16 protein-coding genes are annotated in these 19879 nt (G+C 75.2%); 12 read left to right on the top strand and 4 right to left on the bottom strand.

What is annotated here, in order from left to right:
• The first annotated feature begins 17 nt into the window (after positions 1 to 17).
• Positions 18 to 1382, top strand: coding sequence for a bifunctional folylpolyglutamate synthase/dihydrofolate synthase (locus tag ACI79I_RS01265; protein WP_456990254.1), 1365 nt, complete (start codon positions 18 to 20; stop codon positions 1380 to 1382).
• Positions 1379 to 1819, top strand: coding sequence for a DUF4233 domain-containing protein (locus tag ACI79I_RS01270; RefSeq protein WP_456990256.1), 441 nt, complete (start codon positions 1379 to 1381; stop codon positions 1817 to 1819). Before ACI79I_RS01265 ends, ACI79I_RS01270 begins: the two co-directional genes overlap by 4 nt.
• On the opposite strand, the gene ACI79I_RS01275 is transcribed toward ACI79I_RS01270, so the two are convergent.
• A complete protein-coding gene (locus tag ACI79I_RS01275) occupies positions 1816 to 5916 on the bottom strand; it encodes a fibronectin type III domain-containing protein (protein ID WP_456990258.1) in 4101 nt (1366 codons plus the stop codon). The two genes, ACI79I_RS01270 and ACI79I_RS01275, sit on opposite strands and share 4 nt — an antisense overlap.
• A 119-nt stretch (positions 5917 to 6035) precedes the next feature.
• On the opposite strand from ACI79I_RS01275, the gene ndk reads away from it, so the two are divergent.
• The 10 genes from ndk to ACI79I_RS01325 all read left to right on the top strand — a co-directional run bounded on the left by ndk (position 6036) and on the right by ACI79I_RS01325 (position 17237).
• Entirely contained in the window at positions 6036 to 6446 is a 411-nt protein-coding gene (ndk, locus tag ACI79I_RS01280; RefSeq protein WP_456947578.1) for a nucleoside-diphosphate kinase, read from the top strand.
• Positions 6447 to 6551: 105 nt separating this feature from the next.
• Complete coding sequence (locus ACI79I_RS01285; RefSeq protein ID WP_456990260.1) at positions 6552 to 8501, top strand: TIGR03960 family B12-binding radical SAM protein; 1950 nt, start codon at positions 6552 to 6554, stop codon at positions 8499 to 8501.
• 38 nt (positions 8502 to 8539) lie between these two features.
• Positions 8540 to 9268 carry a TIGR03936 family radical SAM-associated protein gene (locus tag ACI79I_RS01290; protein ID WP_456990262.1) on the top strand — a complete coding sequence of 243 codons (729 nt, stop codon included), beginning with the start codon at positions 8540 to 8542 and terminating at the stop codon, positions 9266 to 9268.
• A gap of 254 nt (positions 9269 to 9522) precedes the next feature.
• Positions 9523 to 12693, top strand: a complete 3171-nt coding sequence (locus tag ACI79I_RS01295; RefSeq protein ID WP_456990264.1) for an Rne/Rng family ribonuclease — start codon at positions 9523 to 9525, stop codon at positions 12691 to 12693.
• A 190-nt stretch (positions 12694 to 12883) separates the two neighbouring features.
• Positions 12884 to 13195, top strand: coding sequence for a 50S ribosomal protein L21 (rplU, locus tag ACI79I_RS01300; RefSeq protein WP_456947582.1), 312 nt, complete (start codon positions 12884 to 12886; stop codon positions 13193 to 13195).
• A 7-nt stretch (positions 13196 to 13202) separates the two neighbouring features.
• Positions 13203 to 13460, top strand: coding sequence for a 50S ribosomal protein L27 (gene rpmA, locus ACI79I_RS01305; RefSeq protein WP_012947748.1), 258 nt, complete (start codon positions 13203 to 13205; stop codon positions 13458 to 13460).
• 86 nt (positions 13461 to 13546) lie between these two features.
• Entirely contained in the window at positions 13547 to 15028 is a 1482-nt protein-coding gene (obgE, locus tag ACI79I_RS01310; RefSeq protein WP_456990267.1) for a GTPase ObgE, read from the top strand.
• Complete coding sequence (gene proB, locus ACI79I_RS01315) at positions 15025 to 16146, top strand: glutamate 5-kinase (protein ID WP_456990269.1); 1122 nt, start codon at positions 15025 to 15027, stop codon at positions 16144 to 16146. Before obgE ends, proB begins: the two co-directional genes overlap by 4 nt.
• 13 nt (positions 16147 to 16159) lie before the next feature.
• Positions 16160 to 16642, top strand: coding sequence for a peptide deformylase (gene def, locus ACI79I_RS01320; RefSeq protein ID WP_456990271.1), 483 nt, complete (start codon positions 16160 to 16162; stop codon positions 16640 to 16642).
• Position 16643: 1 nt separating this feature from the next.
• Positions 16644 to 17237: a GNAT family N-acetyltransferase gene (locus tag ACI79I_RS01325; protein WP_456990273.1), complete on the top strand. Its 594-nt coding sequence runs from the start codon at positions 16644 to 16646 to the stop codon at positions 17235 to 17237.
• Between the two features lie 23 nt (positions 17238 to 17260).
• Here the strand turns inward: ACI79I_RS01325 and ACI79I_RS01330 are convergent, their stop codons facing one another.
• The 3 genes from ACI79I_RS01330 to ACI79I_RS01340 form a co-directional block, all read right to left on the bottom strand.
• Entirely contained in the window at positions 17261 to 18004 is a 744-nt protein-coding gene (locus tag ACI79I_RS01330; protein ID WP_456990275.1) for a TIGR03943 family putative permease subunit, read from the bottom strand.
• A 10-nt stretch (positions 18005 to 18014) separates the two neighbouring features.
• Positions 18015 to 19043, bottom strand: coding sequence for a permease (locus ACI79I_RS01335; RefSeq protein ID WP_456990277.1), 1029 nt, complete (start codon positions 19041 to 19043; stop codon positions 18015 to 18017).
• Positions 19044 to 19186: 143 nt separating this feature from the next.
• Positions 19187 to 19834 (bottom strand): maleylpyruvate isomerase family mycothiol-dependent enzyme, encoded by a 648-nt coding sequence (locus ACI79I_RS01340; protein WP_456990279.1) that lies wholly within the window; start codon positions 19832 to 19834, stop codon positions 19187 to 19189.
• Positions 19835 to 19879 lie beyond the last annotated feature (45 nt).

Below are 19879 nucleotides of genomic sequence, written 5' to 3' on the forward strand. Positions count from 1 at the left end.
CTGGCATCCTGGGGAGGATGAGCAGCACCGGTTCCGGGGACGACGCCGACCTCACCCGCGTCGAGAAGGAACTGCTGGCCCGCTGGCCGGAGAGCCGGCTCGAACCGTCCCTGGGCCGCATCTCCGCGCTGGTCGACCTGCTCGGTTCCCCGCACCGCGCGATGCCGGTCGTCCAGGTCGCCGGCACCAACGGCAAGACGACGACGGCGCGGATGGTCGACGAGCTGCTGCGCGGCTTCGGCCTGCGGGTGGGCCGCTTCACCAGCCCGCACCTGCAGTCGGTGCGCGAGCGGATCGTCCTCGACGGCGAGCCGGTCGGTGCCCAGCGGTTCGTCGAGACCCATGACGACATCGCGCCCTACGTGCAGATGGTCGACTCCGCCGGCGAGCACCCGATGAGCTTCTTCGAGGTCATGGTCGGCATGGCCTACGCGCTGTTCGCCGACGCGCCGGTCGACGTCGCCGTCATCGAGGTCGGCATGGGCGGCACCTGGGACGCGACCAACGTCGCCGACGCACGGGTCGCCGTCGTCACGCCCGTGGCGCTCGACCACGCCGAGTACCTGGGGCCCGACGTCGCCACGATCGCCGGCGAGAAGGCCGGGATCATCAAGCGCGACGCGATCGCCGTCCTCGCCCACCAGCAGCCGGGGGCACTCGACGCGCTGGTGCGGCGGGCGGTCGAGGTGGAGGCCGTGGTCGCCCGCGAGGGCACCGAGTTCGGCGTCCTCGACCGGCGGGTCGCCGTCGGCGGGCAGCAGCTGCGGCTGCAGGGCCTGGGCGGCGAGTACGACGAGGTCTACCTCCCGCTGTTCGGCGCCCACCAGGCGCAGAACGCCGCGACCGCGCTGGCCGCCGTCGAGGCCTTCCTCGGGGCCGGGGCGGCGACCGGGACGATCGACGTCGAGACGGTGCGCACCGCGTTCGCCGCCGTCCGCTCACCCGGGCGGCTGGAGCGGGTGCGCACCAGCCCGACGGTGCTGGTCGACGCCGCGCACAACCCGGCCGGGATGGCCGCGACGGTGGAGGCGATCCGCGAGTCGTTCGACTTCACCCGGCTGGTCGGCGTGGTCGGCGCGGTGCGCGGCAAGGACCTCGAGGGGATGCTCCGGGAGCTGGAGACCGTCTGCGCCGAGCTGGTGGTCACCCAGAACAGCTCGCCGCGCGCGCTGCCCGCCGACGAGCTGGGCGCGCTGGCCGTCGACGTCTTCGGCAGCGACCGGGTGAGCGTGCACCCGCTGCTGCCCGAGGCGCTGGAGTCCGCGATCGAGCTCGCCGAGGCCGGCCCGGACGACGCGCTGGGCGGCTCGGGTGTGCTCGTGACCGGCAGCGTCGTCACGGCGGGGGAGGCCCGGACGCTGATGGGCGGGCAGGTCCCGTGACCGCGCCCGACCCGGTCCGGGCGGCCCGCGCGCTGCGGGGTGCGGCGGCCGCCGTGCTGGTGCTGGAGGGGATCGCCGTCCTCTTCGTGCCCCGCGGCATCGCGCAGAGCGGCCCCGGGCTGACCGGCGGCCGGCTCACCGCGCTGCTCGTGCTGGCCGTGGTGCTGGTCCTCGCCTCCGGCGTGCAGCGCCGGTCCTGGGGACTGGTGGCCGGCACCGTCCTGCAGCTGCCGCTGCTGGCGACGGGCTTCTTCAACAGCGTCATGTGGTTCGTCGCCGGCGCGTTCGTGCTGATCTGGCTCTACCTGCTGCAGATCCGCAAGGAGCTGCTCGGCTCCCCGTTCGGCGAGCCCGGGCCGGCGCGCCTCGCGGAGGAGGACGACGCCGGCCCGACCGACCGGCCGTCCCGGGGGGACGCCGGCCCGAGCGCCGGCTAACGCCGCGGCGTGACCGTGGCGCTGACCGCGGAGGCGGGGCCGGTGCCGGCGGCGTTGGCCGCGGCCACGGTGAACCGGTACGCGGCGCCGTTGACCAGGCCCGGAACGGTGAGGGCGGTGCTGCCGGCGCGGGCGGTGACCGTCTTCACCAGCGTGGTGCCGCGGTAGGCGCGGACCGTGTAGCCGGTGATCGCGGCCCCCCCGGTGCTCGACGGTGCGGCCCAGCGCACGGTCACCGCCGCGTTGCCCGCCGTGGGCCGGCCGATCGCCGGAGCCGAGGGCACGGTGCGCGGGGTGACGGCGGCGCTGTACCCGGAGACCGCACCGGTTCCCACCGCGTTGACGGCGGTGACGGTGAACCGGTGGGCACTGCCGTTGGCCAGGCCGGTCAGCGTCGTGGCCCGGGCGGTGGCCGGCACGGTCACGGTCCGCACCCACACCGACCCGCGGTAGGCGCGCACGACGTAGCCGGTGATCGCGGACCCGCCGTCGGTGGCCGGGGCGGTCCAGCGGACGACGGCCGCGCCCCGCCCGGCGGTCGGCGTCCCGACGCGCGGGGCCGACGGCACGGTCCGCGGCGTGACGGCCGCGCTGAGGGCCGACGCCCGACCCGTGCCGACCCCGTTGACGGCGGTGACGGTGAACCGGTGGGCGCTGCCGTTGGCCAGGCCGGTCAGCGTCGTGGCCCGGGCGGTGGCCGCCACGGTCACGGTCCGCACCCACACCGTCCCGCGGTACGCGCGGATCGTGTAGGACGTGATCGGTGACCCGTTCGCGGCCGGCGCGGTCCACCGGACGGTCACCGAGGAGCGGCCCGCGACCGGGGCGCCGAGCACCGGCGTCCCCGGGACGGCGGCCGGTGCCTGGGGGACGACGGACGGGCTCGTGGCCGAGCCGGCCCCGACGCCCACCGCGTTCCGCGCGGCCACGCGGAAGGTGTAGGCGGTCCCGTTGCCCAGGCCGGTGACGAGGGCGCTGGTCGCCGTGGCCGGCGCCGTCGACGTAGAGAACAGGGTGCCGTTCCGGAACGTCCGGACCTCGTAGCCGGTGATCGTGCTGCCGCCGTCCGAGGACGGGGCGGTCCAGTGCACCCGCACCGACCCGTTGCCGGGCTCGACCCGCCCGATCGTCGGTGCGTCGGGCGCGGTGGCCGACGCGTCCGGGACGGTGGGCGCGCTGTGCAGCGACTCCTGCCCGGGGCCAGCGGCGTTGGTCGCCGCCACCGTGAACGTGTAGGCGGTGCCGTTGACCAGGCCGCCCACGGTGGTGTCGAGGGCGGACGCCGCCACCGAGTCACTGCGCACCAGAGCCCCGTCGGCGTGGGTGCGCACCGTGTAGCCGGTGATCGGCGCGCCGCCGTCGGAGGCCGGCGCCGACCACGAGACCACGGCGGCACCGTTGCGAGCGGTCGTGGCGCCGATCACCGGCGCCCCCGGCACCGTCCGCGGGGTGACCGCCGTGGTGCGCGGGGAGGCCGCGCCGGCCCCGACGGCGTTGGAGGCCGTCAGGGTGAAGGCGTAGGGGGTGCCGTTGGTCAGGTTCCGGATCACGAGGCTGCGCATCCCGGTCGACAGCCCGTAGTTCGGTCCGGTGTTGAAGCCGTTGCGGTACGTGAACAGGCTGTAGCCGGTGATCGGCATGCCACCGTCGTCCGCCGGTGGCGACCACGTCACCGTGACCGACCCGTCGCCCGCCGACACCGCGGTGACGACCGGGGCGCCAGGAGCGGATGCCCCGGGAACCGCCGTGAGGCGGCCGGAGTCGGGACCGGTGCCCGTCGCGTTGACGGCAGCGACGGCGAAGGTGTGGACCTGCCGGTTGCGCAGCCCGGTGACCGTCGTGCTGGTCACCGCCCCCGTGGTGGTCGTCGACACCAGGCTGCCGTTCTCGAACGTGCGCACCCGGTAGCCGCTGATGGGGGACGTGCCGCCGGCGGCTGGAGCGTTCCAGCGCAGGACCACGCTGCCGTCACCCGTGGTCACGCCGGCGAGGCCGGGAGCGCCCGGTGCGCCGGCCACGGGGGTCGGGTCCACGACCACCTCGACGCGCCCGGTGGCCGTGCCGCCGTGGCCGTCGACCACCGTGTACGTGAAGGTGTCGGTGGCGCCGTCGGGGAGGTCGCCGGACGGCGTGTAGCGCACCGTCCGGGAGTCCCACAGCTGGCTCGGTGTGCCTGCGGTCGCCGTCCCGAGTGCGGAGACGCGCAACGCGTCGCCGTCCGGGTCCGTGTCGTTGGCCGTCACGTCGATGTCCGCGTACGGGGCGTCGTGGCGCACCACGAGGCGATCGGGGGCGGTGCCGGGTGCCCGGTTCGGCTCGCGGATGACGACGTCGACCCGGGCGGTGTCGAGCCCGCCCCGGCCGTCGGCCACCTGGTACTCGAACGAGGTGGCACCGGAGGTGTCCCGCGGTGGCGTGTAGTAGACGTACCCGGAGCTGAGTTCCGCCGTCCCCAACGACGGCTGGGACACGGCCACGACCCGGAGGCGGTCCCCGTCGGGATCGGTGTCGTTGCCCCACGTGTAGACCTGGGTGCGAGACGAGTTGTAGGTGAGGCTCACCCGGTCGTCGCCGGCGACCGGCGCGCGGTTCGACGGGTCGGGTCCGCCGGCCTCGATGCGCACCGTGCCGGTCGCGGTGCCGCCCCTGTGGTCCGTGACGACGTAGGTGAAGCTGTCGGTGAACGGCCCGGGGCCGGACGGCGTGTAGCGCAGCCCGGCACCGTCGGCGGTGACCGTGCCCCGCGAGCCCTGGGTGGAGGACGCGACCGCCAACGCGTCGCCGTCGGCGTCGGTGTCGCCGGAGAGGACGTCGATGACCTGCGGGCCGGAGTCGTAGGACAGGCTGACCGCCTCGTCGTCGGCGACCGGTGCCCGGTTGGCCGGAGGTGCCGTGCCGGCCTCCATGGCGTTGGCGGCGCGCACCGCCCGCAGCGCGCTGACCAGGCCGTGCCCGAAGACGTCGTCGCGGCCGGCCGCGCCCAGGTCCGCGACGCCGGCGATCATCGCCTGCTCGACCTGGTCGGGCGTGGAACCCGGGGCAGCGGCCTTCACGAGAGCGGCCACGCCTGCCACGTGAGGAGAGGCCATGGACGTGCCGCTCATGTCCGAGTAGCCGCCGGACACGTCGGTGGAGGTGATCCAGACGCCCGGTGCGGCGAGGTCGACGTAGCTGCCGTAGTTGGAGAACGACGCCTTCTCCTGGGCGTCGTCCACGGCGGCGACCGCGATCACGCCGGCCTCGGCTCCCGGCCAGTGCGGGAGCGAGGTGTTGTCGTTGCCGGCCGCCGCGATGACGGTGACGCCCTTGGAGCGGGCGTAGGCGACCGAGGACCGGTAGGTCCCGGAGCCGCTCCCGCCGCCGAGCGACATGTTGATCACGTCAGCGCCGTTGTCCGCGGCCCAGATGATGCCCCGGGTGATCCAGGTGGACTGCCCGGGTCCCTCGTCCGAGAGGACCTTGACCGGCATGATCCGCACCCCGGGAGCGACCCCCTCGACCTGGCTGCCGGCGTCGGCGCCGATGGTGCCGGCGACGTGCGTGCCGTGCCCGTGCCGGTCGGTGGTCTCGAGCGCCCCGCCCGGGGAGGTCGTGAAGTTCTGGCCCGGCACCATCGCGGCGGCCAGCTCGGCGTGTGGCGCGACGCCGGTGTCGAGGACGGCGACGATCACGTCGGACAGCGGGTTGTCGACCTCCGCGACGGCCTCCGCGGTCCGGAGCATCGTGTTGCCGTACTGCGCACGGGCCCCCGCGTCGGGGTGGACCGGCACGGTGAGGTCGGCCGCCTCCACCGAGGGCTGGGCCTCGAGCAGGTCCACCGCCGCCTCGGCGTCCGCCGCGTCGCCGGCGTCGAGCGTGATGACCTCCGGGCCGTCGGGCGTGACGACGAAGGCGTCCAGCTGCACGCCCGTGCCGTCGGTCAGCGCCGACAGCGACCGCTCCTCGGCAGCGGACAGCTCCTCGTCGAGCACCGCCGGGACGGCGTCGACCTCGGGGCTCACCGGTTCCTCCGCAGACGCGGGGGAGGCGACGGCGAGGCCCACGAGGGCCGTCGTGCCCACGGCGGCGGCGCGGAGCAGCATCCTGCAGAACGGCATGGGAGGCCCATCGGCCCCGCCTCGGGCCGACTGGAGGAACCCCACCCGCCGGGGTGATGAACGCCCTGTCCAGGGCACGCCGGGTGGTCCGGCGGCGCGTCCCCGTAGGCTCCCGCCTCGTGACTGAACGCACTCTGGTCCTCGTCAAGCCCGACGGCGTCGCCCGCGGCCTGGTCGGCGAGGTCATCACCCGCCTGGAGCGCAAGGGGCTGCGCCTGGTCGCCGCCGAACTGCGCACCCTGACCGCCGAGGTCGCCGAGACCCACTACGCGGAGCACCGCGAGCGGCCGTTCTTCGCCTCGCTGGTCGAGTTCATCACCAGCGGGCCGCTGGTGGCCCTGGTGGTGGAGGGCCCCCGCGCGATCGAGGCCTTCCGCGCGCTGGCCGGCGCCACCGACCCGGTCAAGGCGGGGCCCGGCACCATCCGCGGCGACTTCGCCCTCGAGGTGCAGAGCAACATCGTGCACGGCTCCGACTCGCCCGAGTCCGCCGAGCGCGAGATCAAGCTGTTCTTCCCCGACCTGGGCTGAGCGGGTACTCCCGGCGAGATCTGCCACCGGCGGTCACCGGGCCCGTGACGGCCGCCGGTGTGCAGATCTCGCCGGGCGAGGACCGCCGTCTACCCTGGACGGGTCATGAACGGTGAAACGCTCCATACCGTCGGGGAGACGCTCTACCCCCGTCTCGAACCGCTCCTCGCGCAGGTGCAGAAGCCGATCCAGTACGTCGGCGGCGAGCTCAACGCGCAGGTCAAGGCGTGGGACGACGTCGCCGTCCACTGGGCGCTCATGTACCCGGACGCCTACGAGGTCGGGCTGCCCAACCAGGGCCTGATGATCCTCTACGAGGTGCTCAACGAGCGCCCCGACGCCCTGGCCGAGCGCACCTACGCCGTCTGGCCCGACCTCGCCGCGCTGATGCGCGAGCACGGCGTCGGCCAGTTCACGGTCGACGCCCACCGCGCGGTCGGCGACTTCGACCTGCTCGGCGTCAGCTTCGCCACCGAGCTGGGCTACACCAACCTGCTCGAGGCCCTCGACCTGGCCGGCGTCCCGCTGCACGCCGTGGACCGGGACGAGACCCACCCGGTGGTCGTCGCCGGCGGGCACGCGGCGTTCAACCCGGAGCCGATCGCCGACTTCGTCGACTGCGCCGTCCTCGGCGACGGCGAGCAGGTCGTCGGGGACATCACCGACGTCGTCAAGGCGTGGAAGGAGCAGGGCCGCCCCGGCGGGCGCGTCGAGCTGCTGGCCCGCCTCGCCCGGGTGGAGGGTGTCTACGTCCCGCGCTTCTACGCGGTCTCCTACGGTGCGGACGGCGCCATCGCGGCCGTGACCCGCACCCGGGACGACGTCCCCGCGCGGGTCGGCAAGCGCACCGTCATGGACCTCGACGAGTGGCCCTACCCGAAGACGCCGCTGGTGCCGCTGGCCGAGAGCGTGCACGAGCGGATGAGCGTGGAGATCTTCCGCGGCTGCACCCGCGGCTGCCGGTTCTGCCAGGCCGGCATGATCACCCGCCCGGTGCGGGAGCGGTCCATCACCGGCATCGGCTCGATGGTCGACCAGGGCCTGCGCGCGACCGGCTACGAGGAGGTCGGCCTGCTGTCGCTCTCGTCGGCCGACCACTCCGAGATCGGCCAGGTCGCCAAGGAGCTCGCCGACCGCTACGAGGGCACCAACACCGGGCTGTCGCTGCCGAGCACCCGCGTCGACGCCTTCAACGTCACCCTCGCCAACGAGCTCTCCCGCAACGGCCGCCGCTCCGGGCTGACCTTCGCCCCCGAGGGCGGCAGCGAGCGGATCCGCCGGGTCATCAACAAGACCGTCTCCAAGGACGACCTGGTCCGCACCGTCACGACCGCCTACGCCAACGGCTGGCAGCAGGTGAAGCTCTACTTCATGTGCGGTCTGCCGACCGAGACCGACGAGGACGTGCTGGAGATCGCCGACCTCGCGGTCGAGGTGATCCGCGCCGGCCGGGAGGCCAGCGGCCGCAAGGACATCCGCTGCACCGTCTCCATCGGCGGTTTCGTGCCCAAGCCGCACACGCCGTTCCAGTGGGCCGGCCAGGCCAGCGCCGAGACGATCGACGCCCGGCTGCGGCTGCTCCGGCAGGCCATCAACGCCGACCGCCGCGTCGGCCGCTCCATCGGCCTGCGCTACCACGACGGTCAGCCCGGCGTGGTCGAGGGCCTGCTCTCGCGCGGTGACCGCCGCGTGGGCCGGGTCATCGAGCGGGTGTGGCGCGAGGGCGGGCGGTTCGACGGCTGGAGCGAGCACTTCTCCTACGAGCGCTGGACGGCGGCCGCCGCCGCGGAGCTCACCCCCCTCGGTGTCGACCTGGCCTGGTTCACCACCCGCGAGCGCACGCAGGACGAGGTCCTGCCCTGGGACCACCTGGACTCCGGGCTGGACAAGGAGTGGCTCTGGGACGACTGGCAGGACGCGCTCTCCGAGGAGGAGGTCGCCGACTGCCGGTGGACCCCCTGCTACGACTGCGGCGTCTGCCCGACCAACGGCACCGAGATCCAGATCGGGCCGACCGGGCGCAGCCTGCTGCCGCTCACGGTCGTCGGCCGGTAGTGGCCCGCCAGCCCGAGGGTCCGCCCCCGCCGCCGACCGTGCAGCGCCTGCGGCTGCGCTACGCCAAGCGCGGCCCGCTGCGCTTCGCCTCGCACCGCGACCTCGCCCGGGCCCTGGAGCGGGCGCTGCGCCGGGCGCGGGTGCCCATGGCGTTCTCCGCCGGGTTCACCCCGCACCCGAAGATCAGCTACGTCGGCGCGGCGCCCACCGGCGCGGCCAGCGAGGCCGAGTACGTCGAGATCGGCCTCGCCGAGCGGTGCGACCCCGAGGCGGTGCGGGCGGCGCTCGACGCCTCCCTGCCCCCGGGCATCGACGTCCTCGAGTGTGTCGAGGCGGCCGAGGGCGGAGGCTCCCTGGCCGACCGCATCGACGCCGGCGCCTGGCGCGTCGAGCTCCCGGGCGTGGCGCCCGAGGACCTCGCGGCCGCCGTCGCGGCCTTCCTGGCCCGGGACGAGGTCACGGTCGCCAAGCGCACCAAGAACGGCCTGCGGGACGTCGACGCGCGGGGGGCCGTGGCCTCCGCTGCGGCGGGGGGCACAGCAGGTTGTGCCATACTGACCATGGTCGTCCGGCAGGTGACGCCCGCCGTTCGACCCGACGACGTGTTGGCCGCGCTGGCTGCCGTCGCCGACCTGCGCCCGCCGTCGCCCCCTCGGGCCGTGCGTGAGGCGCAGGGCCGGCTCGACGACAGCGGGACCGTGGCCGACCCGCTCGGTCCGGACCGCGCGGCGCGCACCCGCTGCCAGGGGGAGCACGCGGCGATCTGACCGGAGGGGCTCGCGCCGTCGCGCGACACGGCTGCCAGACGTGACGCACCCCCAGCACCACCGCAGACCTGCTCCACCGCACCACCCGGCACCCGGCCGCGACATCCCGTCGCCGGGCGCCGGCCCACAGACTTCGCGAGTCGAGCGCGCCGCCCTGATCGGCGCGGCCGCCCGACCCGCCCAACCCGTGCTCCTGCGCGGCCGCCAGTCCTCGTGATCGGCGCCCGGGAGCACCGCACAGGAGGCGAGCCCTCGTGGCCGACCAGAACGACGACGACACCACCACGGCGACCCCGGCCGGGACCGACGAGAGCGGAGCGGCCCCGGCCGCCCCCGAGGAGGGGGCCGACCCCTCCGCCGCCGACGACGCCCAGGAGGACCTCGAGGCCGCGACGCCGGACCCCGAGGAGTCCGAGGCCGCGACCGAGGAGGGCGACCCCGAGCCGGAGGACCACCCGGTCTCCCGGTTCGGCGCGCAGTTCAGCTCCCCGGAACCGACGGCCGTCATCGCCCGCCCGCGCCGGCGGGCCACCCGCCCGGCCGGTGCCGCCGACCCCGGCGCCTACGTCGCCCCGCCGCCGGTCGCCCCGACCGTGCCCGCGTTCGTCAGCTTCGTCGCCCCGGCCGAGCCCGAGGCGCCGCCCGCGCCGCGCCGGCGCAGCCGCCGCCCCGTCGCCGAGTCCCCCGCGGTCGACGAACCCGATGTCGACACCGCCGACGACCTCGAGGACGAGGAGACCCCGGCGCCGCGCAGCCGGCGCAGCCGGTCCCGCCGGCGCGCGGGCACCGACGAGCCGACCGGCCCCGCCGAGGACGTCGACACCGACGAGGACGCTCCCGAGACCGACGCCGACACCGACGAGGCGACCGAGGACCGCGAGGACGGCGGGGCCGGGAGCAGCCGGCGCCGCCGCCGTGGCCGCCGGGGCCGGGGCCGGGGCCGCAGCGGTGAGGACAGCGCCGACGCCGAGGACGCCGACGAGTCCGAGGACGAGGACGCCGCGGACGAGCAGGGCGCCGAGGACTCCGACGAGGACGAGTCCGACACCGACACCGGCGAGGACACCGCCGAGGGCGACGAGGGCGAGGCCGGCTCGAGCACCCGCCGCCGGCGTCGGCGCCGCCGCCGGGGCAGCAGCGAGGACCGCGCGGAGAGCGCCGAGGAGGAGCGCCCCGAGCGGGCCGGCCGCGACGGCCGCACCACCAGTGACGACGACGTCAAGGGCGTCACCGGGTCCACCCGGCTGGAGGCCAAGCGCCAGCGCCGCCGTGAGGGCCGGGACAGCGGCCGCCGCCGCGCGCCGATCCTGTCCGAGGCCGAGTTCCTCGCCCGCCGCGAGGCCGTCGACCGGAAGATGGTCATCCGGCAGCGCGGCGAGCGCACGCAGATCGCCGTCCTCGAGGACGACGTCCTCGTCGAGCACTACGTCACCCAGGCGCAGGCGACGTCCTTCGCCGGCAACGTCTACCTCGGCCGGGTGCAGAACGTGCTGCCCAGCATGGAGGCGGCGTTCGTCGACATCGGCAAGGGCCGCAACGCCGTCCTCTACGCCGGCGAGGTGAACTGGGACGCCGCCGGCCTCACCGGCAAGCAGCGCTCCATCGAGCAGGCGCTGAAGTCCGGTGACAAGGTGCTGGTGCAGGTCACCAAGGACCCGATCGGCCACAAGGGCGCCCGGCTGACGCAGCAGATCAACCTGCCCGGCCGCTTCCTGGTGTACGTGCCCGGCGGCTCGATGACCGGCATCAGCCGCAAGCTGCCCGACACCGAGCGGCAGCGGCTCAAGGACATCCTGAAGAAGATCGTCCCCGAGGACGCCGGCGTCATCATCCGCACCGCCGCCGAGGGGGCGTCGGAGGAGGAGCTGACCCGGGACGTCGCCCGGCTGCAGGCGCAGTGGGACGTCATCTCGAAGAAGTCGGAGTCCTCGTCCAGCGCGCCGGCGCTGCTCTACGGCGAGCCCGACCTCGCGATCCGGGTCATCCGCGACGTCTTCAACGAGGACTTCAAGGAGCTCGTCGTGCAGGGGGGCGACGCCTGGGACACCGTCGAGGCCTACGTCGCGCACGTCTCGCCGGAGTTGACCGGCCGGCTGACCCGCTTCACCGGCGAGGGCGACGTCTTCCGGGACCTGCGCATCGACGAGCAGCTGGCCAAGGCCCTCGACCGCAAGGTGTGGCTGCCCTCGGGCGGCTCGCTGGTCATCGACCGCACCGAGGCGATGACGGTCGTGGACGTCAACACCGGCAAGTTCACCGGCTCCGGGGGCAACCTGGAGCAGACCGTCACGCGCAACAACATGGAGGCGGCCGAGGAGATCGTCCGCCAGCTCCGGCTGCGCGACATCGGCGGCATCATCGTCATCGACTTCATCGACATGGTGCTGGAGAGCAACCGGGACCTCGTGCTGCGGCGGCTCACCGAGTGCCTGGGCCGTGACCGCACCAAGCACCAGGTCGCCGAGGTCACCTCGCTGGGCCTGGTGCAGATGACCCGCAAGCGGGTCGGCCAGGGCCTGCTGGAGGTCTTCTCCGAGCCGTGCGAGCACTGCCGCGGCCGGGGCGTGCTGGTGCACACCGACCCGGTGGACGAGCGCCGGCGGGGCGGTGGCAACGGCTCCGGCGGTGGCGCGGGCAACGGCGGCAACGGCCGGCGCGACCAGGGCCGCTCGGACCGGGGCGGCGGCGGCAAGGACGCGGCGCAGAAGGACTCCAGCGGCGGCAAGGACTCCGGCGGCGGCGGCAAGGACGCCGGCCGCAGGGACGCCGCGGCTCCGGAGCCCGAGGTCCGCGAGACGGTGTCGGTCGCGGCGGAGGTCCCGGGAGCCGGCGAGCCCGACGGCGAGGGCCGCTCCGGCGGTCGCCGCAACCGCGGCCGCCGCAACCGCGGCCAGGCCGGCGAGGAGCGCGCCGCCGAGGACGCGGCCGTGCTGGCGGCGGCCGGGGCGCCGGACACGGACACCAACCCGGACGTCACAGTCGTGGGCACGGTCGTGGAGACCGGTGCGGCGGCGGCCGAGCCGGTCCCGGAGACCGTCGCCGCCGCCGAGCCCGACCAGCCCGACGCGGTCGTCCCGGCCGAGGTGCCGGGACCACCGGCTCCGGAGCAGGGGACCGCGCCGGTCGCGGAGCAGCCCTCCTCGCCGGCACCCGAGTCGCCGGCGCCGCAGGCCCCGGCACCCGAGTCGCCTGAGCCTGCGGCCCCGGCGCCGCAGGCTCAGGCGCCGGTGGGCGCAGCCGACGAGGAGACGGTGCCCGCGGGGGCCGGGCCGGACGACGCCGGGCCGATGGACGAGCAGCCCGCCGAGGAGGCCCCGGAGGCCGCACCGCCGGCGGCGGACGACGGCACCGGCACCGCGGCCGTGGTCACCCGCCCGCGCCGTCGCCGGGCCGCCAGCCGCCCGGCCGGGCCGCCGGCCTCCTGACGGAGACGGCCCTCACCCCGGGCGGTCCGGCACCGGTTCGACCCGGTGCCGCCCGCTCGGGTACGCTGGTCGGGTTGCACCGCCCCGGGCGGGGCACCACTCGGTGCCGCCTGGGAGGCGAGCAGCCCGTCCAGCACCGGCGTCCGACGCCGGGGTGCACGCAGGACACGAAGCGATCGAGGAGTCAGTGGTGTACGCAGTCGTGAAGGCCGGTGGCCGGCAGCACAAGGTGGCCGTGGGCGACCGGTTCACGGTCAACCGTCTCGTGGGTGAGGCGGGCGACACCGTCACCCTCCCGGCCCTGCTCCTGGTCGACGGTGACACCGTCACCAGCGACGCGCAGGCGCTGGCGGGCGTGACCGTGACCGGCGAGATCGTCGGCCACGGCAAGGGCCCGAAGATCCGCATCCACAAGTTCAAGAACAAGACCGGCTACCACAAGCGTCAGGGCCACCGTCAGCCGCTGACCGACGTGGTCATCCGCGACATCACGAAGGGCTGACGCCGACATGGCTCACAAGAAGGGCGCCTCGTCCTCCCGCAACGGCCGCGACTCGAACGCGCAGCGCCTCGGCGTCAAGCGCTTCGGGGGTCAGGTCGTGAAGGCCGGCGAGATCATCGTGCGCCAGCGCGGTACCCACTTCCACCCGGGTCTCGGCGTCGGCCGCGGCGGCGACGACACGCTGTTCGCGCTGCAGCCGGGCGCGGTCACCTTCGGCACGCGGCGGGGTCGCAAGACCGTCTCCATCTCCGCGGTCGAGGCCTGAACCTCCTCCACTCCGCTCACGAGCGCACGGGCCGTCGGCCCGTGCGCTCGTGGCGCTTGACGACAGAGAACTGACACAGAACTGACATGGCCGCTTTCGTCGACCGCGTGGTCGTGCACGTGGCAGCCGGCAACGGCGGCCACGGTGTCGCGTCGATCCACCGCGAGAAGTTCAAGCCGCTCGGGGGTCCCGACGGCGGCAACGGCGGGGATGGCGGCAACGTCGTCCTCGAGGTCGACCCCAACGTCCACACGCTGCTGGACTTCCACCACCGGCCGCACCAGAAGGCCGGCAACGGCCGCCCGGGGGAGGGCAGCAACCGCCACGGCGCCCGCGGTGAGGACCGCGTCCTGCGCGTCCCCGCCGGCACGGTGGTCAGCACGCCCGACGGCCGGGTGATCGCCGACCTGGTCGGCGCCGGGACCCGCGTCGTCCTGGCCTCCGGCGGCAAGGGCGGCCTCGGCAACGCCGCGCTGGCCAACACCCGCCGCAAGGCGCCCGGCTTCGCGCTGCTCGGTGAGCCGGGCGAGGCCTTCGACGCGGTCATCGAGCTCAAGAGCATCGCCGACGTCGGCCTGGTCGGGTTCCCCTCGGCGGGGAAGTCCTCCCTGATCGCCGCCATGTCCGCGGCCCGCCCGAAGATCGCCGACTACCCGTTCACCACGCTGGTCCCGAACCTCGGCGTGGTCCGGGCCGGCGACGTCGCCTTCACGATGGCCGACGTCCCCGGGCTGATCCCCGGCGCCTCGGAGGGGCGGGGCCTCGGGCTGGAGTTCCTCCGGCACATCGAGCGCTGCGCCGTCCTCGTGCACGTCATCGACATGGCCACGATGGAGCCCGGCCGGGACCCGGAGAGCGACATCGACGCGCTCACCCACGAGCTCGCCCAGTACCGCGAGGACCTCGTGGGCCGGCTGCGGATCGCCGTCCTCAACAAGATCGACGTCCCGGACGCCCGCGACCTGGTCGACCTGGTCCGCGAGCCGCTGGAGGCCCGCGGCCTGCTGGTCTTCCCGGTGAGCGCGGCGACGGGGGAGGGGCTCAAGGAGCTCGGCTTCGCGCTGGCGGCGGCCGTGGAGGAGTACCGAGCCGCGCTGCCCGCCCCCGAGCCGGTGCGGATCACCCTCACCCCGCGCGCGGTGGACGACACCGGCTTCACCGTCGAGGCCGACCCGGAGGACGAGGGCGCGTTCGTCGTGCGCGGCGTCAAGCCCGAGCGCTGGGTGCGCCAGACCGACTTCACCAACGACGAGGCCGTCGGCTACCTCGCCGACCGGCTCAACCGGCTCGGCGTCGAGGACGCCCTCGCCGAGGCGGGGGCAAGGGAGGGCGACGCGGTCACCATCGGCGACGTCACCTTCGACTTCGTGCCGACCCTCCCGGCCGGCACGCTGACCGCGGAGGAGACCGCGGGCCTCGGCGGGCGCGGCACCGACGCCCGGATCGACGCGCCGCACCGGGTGCGCGCCGAGGAGCGACTGGCGGCCAAGCGGGCCCGCCGGGTGCCCTACGAGCTCACCGAGACCTGGACCGACGACGACCTGCCCGACGAGGACGACGACGCATGACCCTCCGCTCCGAGATCGCCGGCGCCCGGCGGGTCGTGGTCAAGGTCGGCTCCTCCTCGCTGACCACGCTCCCCGGCGGCCTGGACGAGGTACGGCTGACCGCGCTGGTCGACGTCCTCGGCGCACTGCGCGCCCGGGGCACGGAGGTCGTGCTCGTCTCCTCCGGCGCGATCGCCGCGGGGCTCGCGCCGCTGGGCGTGACCGGCCGCCCCCGGGACCTCGCCACGGCCCAGGCCGCGGCCAGCGTGGGGCAGGTGCGGCTGGCACAGACCTACGCCGACGCCTTCGCCAAGCACCAGGTCACCGTCGGCCAGGTGCTGCTCACCGCCGACGACCTCACCCGCCGCAGCCACTACCGCAACGCCCAGCGGACCGTGGAGCGGCTGCTCACCCTCGGGGTGCTGCCGATCGTCAACGAGAACGACACGGTGGCCACCGAGGAGATCCGGTTCGGGGACAACGACCGGCTGGCCGCGCTGGTGGCGCACGTCGCCCGGGCCGACGCGCTGCTGCTGCTCTCCGACGTCGACGGCGTCTACGACGGCGACCCGCGCAAGGGCCCGGCCCGGCTGCTGGAGACCGTGCGCGACCCCGCGGACCTCGACGTCGTGGCCCTGGGCAGCGCGCGCCGCAACGGCGTGGGCACCGGGGGCATGGCGACCAAGGTGGAGGCCGCGCTCATCGCCGCGCACGCCGGCGTCCCGGTCGTCGTGACCTCCACCGCCCGGGCGGCCGCCGCGCTGGCGGGCGAGTCCGTCGGCACCTTCTTCGCGGTCATGGGCCCGCGGCCGCGGGCCCGCCAGTTCTGGCTGCGGTTCGCCACCCGGCCCCGCGGCCGGCTGCTGCTCGACGAGGGCGCGGTGCGCGCGGTCCGGGAGCGGCACGCCTCGCTGCTGGCCGCCGGCATCACCGGGGTGGTGGGGGACTTCCTCGCCGACGACCCCGTCGAGCTGGTCGGCCCGGACGGCGTCGTCGTCGCGCGGGGCCTGGTCGCCTACGACGCGCGGGAGCTGCCGCCGCTGCTCGGCCGCAAGTCCAGCGAGCTGGACCCGGAGTACCAGCGGGAGATCGTGCACCGCGACGAGCTGGTGCTCGTCCGGCGTCCCTCCCTGGGCTGAGAGACTGCCGCGCGTGACGATCCGCCCGATCCGCGAGCTCGGAGACCCGGTCCTGCGCACCCCCGCCGACGCGGTGCGCTCCTTCGACAAGGAGCTGGCCGCGCTGGTCCGCGACCTGGAGGACACCGTGGACAACCCCGGGCGGGCCGGCGTGGCCGCGCCGCAGATCGGGGTGGGGCTGCGGGTCTTCTCCTACAACGTCGACGGCGTCATCGGGCACGTGGTGAACCCGCGGATCGCGGAGCTGTCCGAGGAGGTCCAGGACGGCGACGAGGGCTGCCTGTCCATCCCCGGCATCTGGGCGCCGACGGTCCGGGCGATGCACGCCGTCGTCGAGGGGTTCGACGTGCACGGCGAGCCCCTGCGCCTGGAGGGCACCGGGCTCATGGCGCGGGCGCTGCAGCACGAGGTCGACCACCTCGACGGCAAGGTCTTCCTCGACCGGCTGACCGGCGAGGCCCGCAAGAACGCCCTGCGCGCGCTGCGGGACCGCTGACGTGGCCGGCCTGGAGCCGGTGACCCTGACCGGCGACCTGGTCACCCTCGAGCCGCTGGGCCCCGAGCACCACGACGAGCTCGTCGACGCCGTCCGCGACGGCCGGTTGTGGGAGCTCTGGTACACCTCGGTGCCCTCGCCCGAGGGGATGCGCGGGGAGATCGAGCGCCGCCTGGCCGAGCAGGCCGCCGGGACGATGCTGCCGTTCACGGTCCGGCGGACCGGCGGGGCCGCCGTCGGCATGACGACCTACATGAACGTCGAGGCCGACGTCCCGCGGCTGGAGATCGGCTCGACCTGGACGGCCGCCTCGGCGCAGCGCACCGGGGTCAACGCCGAGAGCAAGCTGCTGCTCCTGACCCACGCCTTCGAGGTCCTGGGTTGCCTGGCCGTCGAGTTCCGGACGCACTGGCACAACCTGCAGTCCCGGACGGCGATCGCCCGGCTCGGCGCCAAGCAGGACGGCGTGCTGCGCAACCACCGGCGGCAGCCGGACGGCTCCCTGCGCGACACCGTCGTCTTCTCCATCACCGACGCCGAGTGGCCCGCCGTCCGCGCCGGCCTGCGCCACCGGCTGGCGCGCCGCGGCGGCTGAGAGCACCCCAGCCGGAGCGCCGCTCACCCCTGGTAGGTGTCGGCGGGCGCGTCGACGGGCGTCACCGAACGGGGGGAGATGACGGCCTCGGGATAGCCGGCTGCCGGGTGCGGCCGGGGCGGGGCCCACGTGCCGACGACCTCCACCCACTGGTCGGCGGCCAGGTCCCCCTGCGGGGCGTCGACCACGACGGTGAACGCGACCGCGTCGGCGGCACAGCAGCTGATGCCGATGCGGGAGACGTACCAGCCGCCGCCCTCCCGCGGCGTGACGAACCCGACCAGCCGGATGAGCCGCCCGTCGAGGTCGCCGGTGTCGGCGGCCAGCGCGTGCAGCGAGTAGTCGAACAGGGTCATCGTCCGGTGGTCGGTGCCGGGGTCGTCCGGGCCGATCGCGACGGCCTGCCGGTCCTCCGGGACCACGACCTGCTGGGCCTGGCGGGCGACGGTGAACGACCCGAGTGCCGGCGGCGCCACGAGCAGCAGCACCGCGACCGGGAGGAGCAGCAGCCACCCCACGCGCGGGCTGCCGTGCCCGTGGTCGTGCTCCCGGGGCGCGGCCGTCTCCTCCGGGGGCGCGGCCGCCTGGGCCCGCGGCCGTTCCCGGACCACCCCCACGAGGCCGAGCACCAGCAGGACGACGGCCGCACCGAGCAGCAGCGGTCGGAACCCGGCCTGCACGTAGGCCAGGTGGGCGTCGGTGAGCGCGACCCGCAGGGTGATGCCCCCGAGCAGGACGAGCAGCAGGTACCGGGTCAGGCGGTCCACGTCGGCCTCCTCACCACACGACCCAGGCGACCGCGAGCGCGGACAGCACCGCGACGGCGAAGGTCACCGGGGCGAACCGCAGGGCGAACCGGCGGCCGAACGTGCCCGACTGGAGTGCCACGAGCTTGACGTCCACCACCGGACCCACGACCAGGAACACCAGGCGGGACGTGAGGCTGAACGACGTCAGGCTGGCGGCGACGAAGGCGTCGGCCTCCGAGCAGATGGCCAGCACGACCGCGAGCACGGCGAGGACCACGATCGAGAGGACGGCCGAGTCCGCGACGCCGTCCAGCCAGGTCCGCGGGACGACGACGTTGAGCGTGGCCGCCGTCAGCCCCCCGATCACGAGGAAGCCACCGGCGTGCAGCAGGTCGTGCTGCGCGGCCTCCCGGAACACCTCCAGCCGCCCCGCACCCGAGGGGTGCTCGGCCCGGCGGGGGAGCCGCAGCCAGTCGCCGCGGCCGAACGCGGCCCACAGCCACCCCATGACCAGGGCGACCGCGATCGAGGCGGCGAAGCGGGCGACGGCCATGAGCGGCTCCTCCGGGAAGGCGACGGCCGTGGCCACCAGGACGACGGGGTTGACCGCCGGCGCCGAGAGGAGGAAGGCGAGGGCGGCGGCCGGGGCCACCCCACGGCGGACCAGGCTCCCGGCGACCGGGACCGACGCGCACTCGCACCCGGGCAGCACCGCGCCCGAGAGCCCGGCCACGGGCACGGCCAGGGCCGACCGCCGCGGCAGGGCCCGCTCGAAGAAGGACGGCGGGACGAAGGCCGTGATGGCGGCCGACAGCAGCACGCCGATCACCAGGAAGGGCAGCGCCTGGAGGCAGACCGCCACGAAGACGGTCGACCACGCCTGCAGCGCCGGGATGTCGAACAGGTCGGGCCACAGCAGCCGCACGACGACGATCTGGACCAGCAGCCCGACGAGGAAGTCGCGGGGACCGGGCAGCCGCGAGTCCCGCTCGATCGACGACGGGGACGGCGACCGGTCGGCGCTCGGGGCGACGGGCTCGGGCAGGTGGCTCGACATGCGTGGTCCCCCGTCGACGTCGTCCGCGCACCCTCCCGTGCCGCCGGGCGTGCTCCGGGCAGTTCCGTGTCGAGCGGGCTCAGCGCCGACCGTAGCTGATAACGATTATCGATCGCCAGGGTGAGGTGTGGCCGACGGGCCGGTCAGCGGGACGTGCCCGCCGCTCGGCCGGCCGCCAGGCGCGCCGCCCCCTCCCCGTCGAGCCGGGGGAGGGCCGCCTCCTCCCGCCCGGTGAGGAGCAGCAGCAGTGCCGCGATCGGGCCCGCCACGACCGGGCCCGAGCCGGCGGACCACCCGACGTCGGTCGCGGCCAGGCGCAGCCCGCGCAGTCGCCGCTGTGCCCGGAACGGGAACGCCATCTCCCACACCCGCGTGGCCGCCGCGGCACCGGCCGCAGCCGGCACGGGCCGGTCGCGGCCGAGCGGGACGGCGACGTCCTGGCCGTGCACGAGGACGTCGACGAGCGGCTCCAGCGGGGTGACCAGCGGCGCCCGCCGCCGGGAGCCGACCATCGCGCGCAACCGGCGCGGGTACTCCTCGACGGGCCGGTGCGACGCGCGCAGGGCGGTGTCGCGGATCATCCGGTCGAAGCTGCCGCGCGCACGGATGACGGCGACCGTGGCCGCCGCGGGGCCCATGTGGGCCAGCGTGAGGTGGGCGGCGACGTCGCGGACGCGCCAGGCGTCGCACAGGGACGGCGCCTCCCACTCGGCGGGCGAGAGCTCCTCCAGGAGGTCGGCCAGGCTCGACCGTTCGGAGTCGATGCTGCGCCACACGTCGTCGAGGTCCATGACCCCTCCCGAGTCAGTACGATGATCTGACCATTCCGTCAGAGG

This window comes from Geodermatophilus sp. SYSU D01105 (assembly GCF_054050095.1).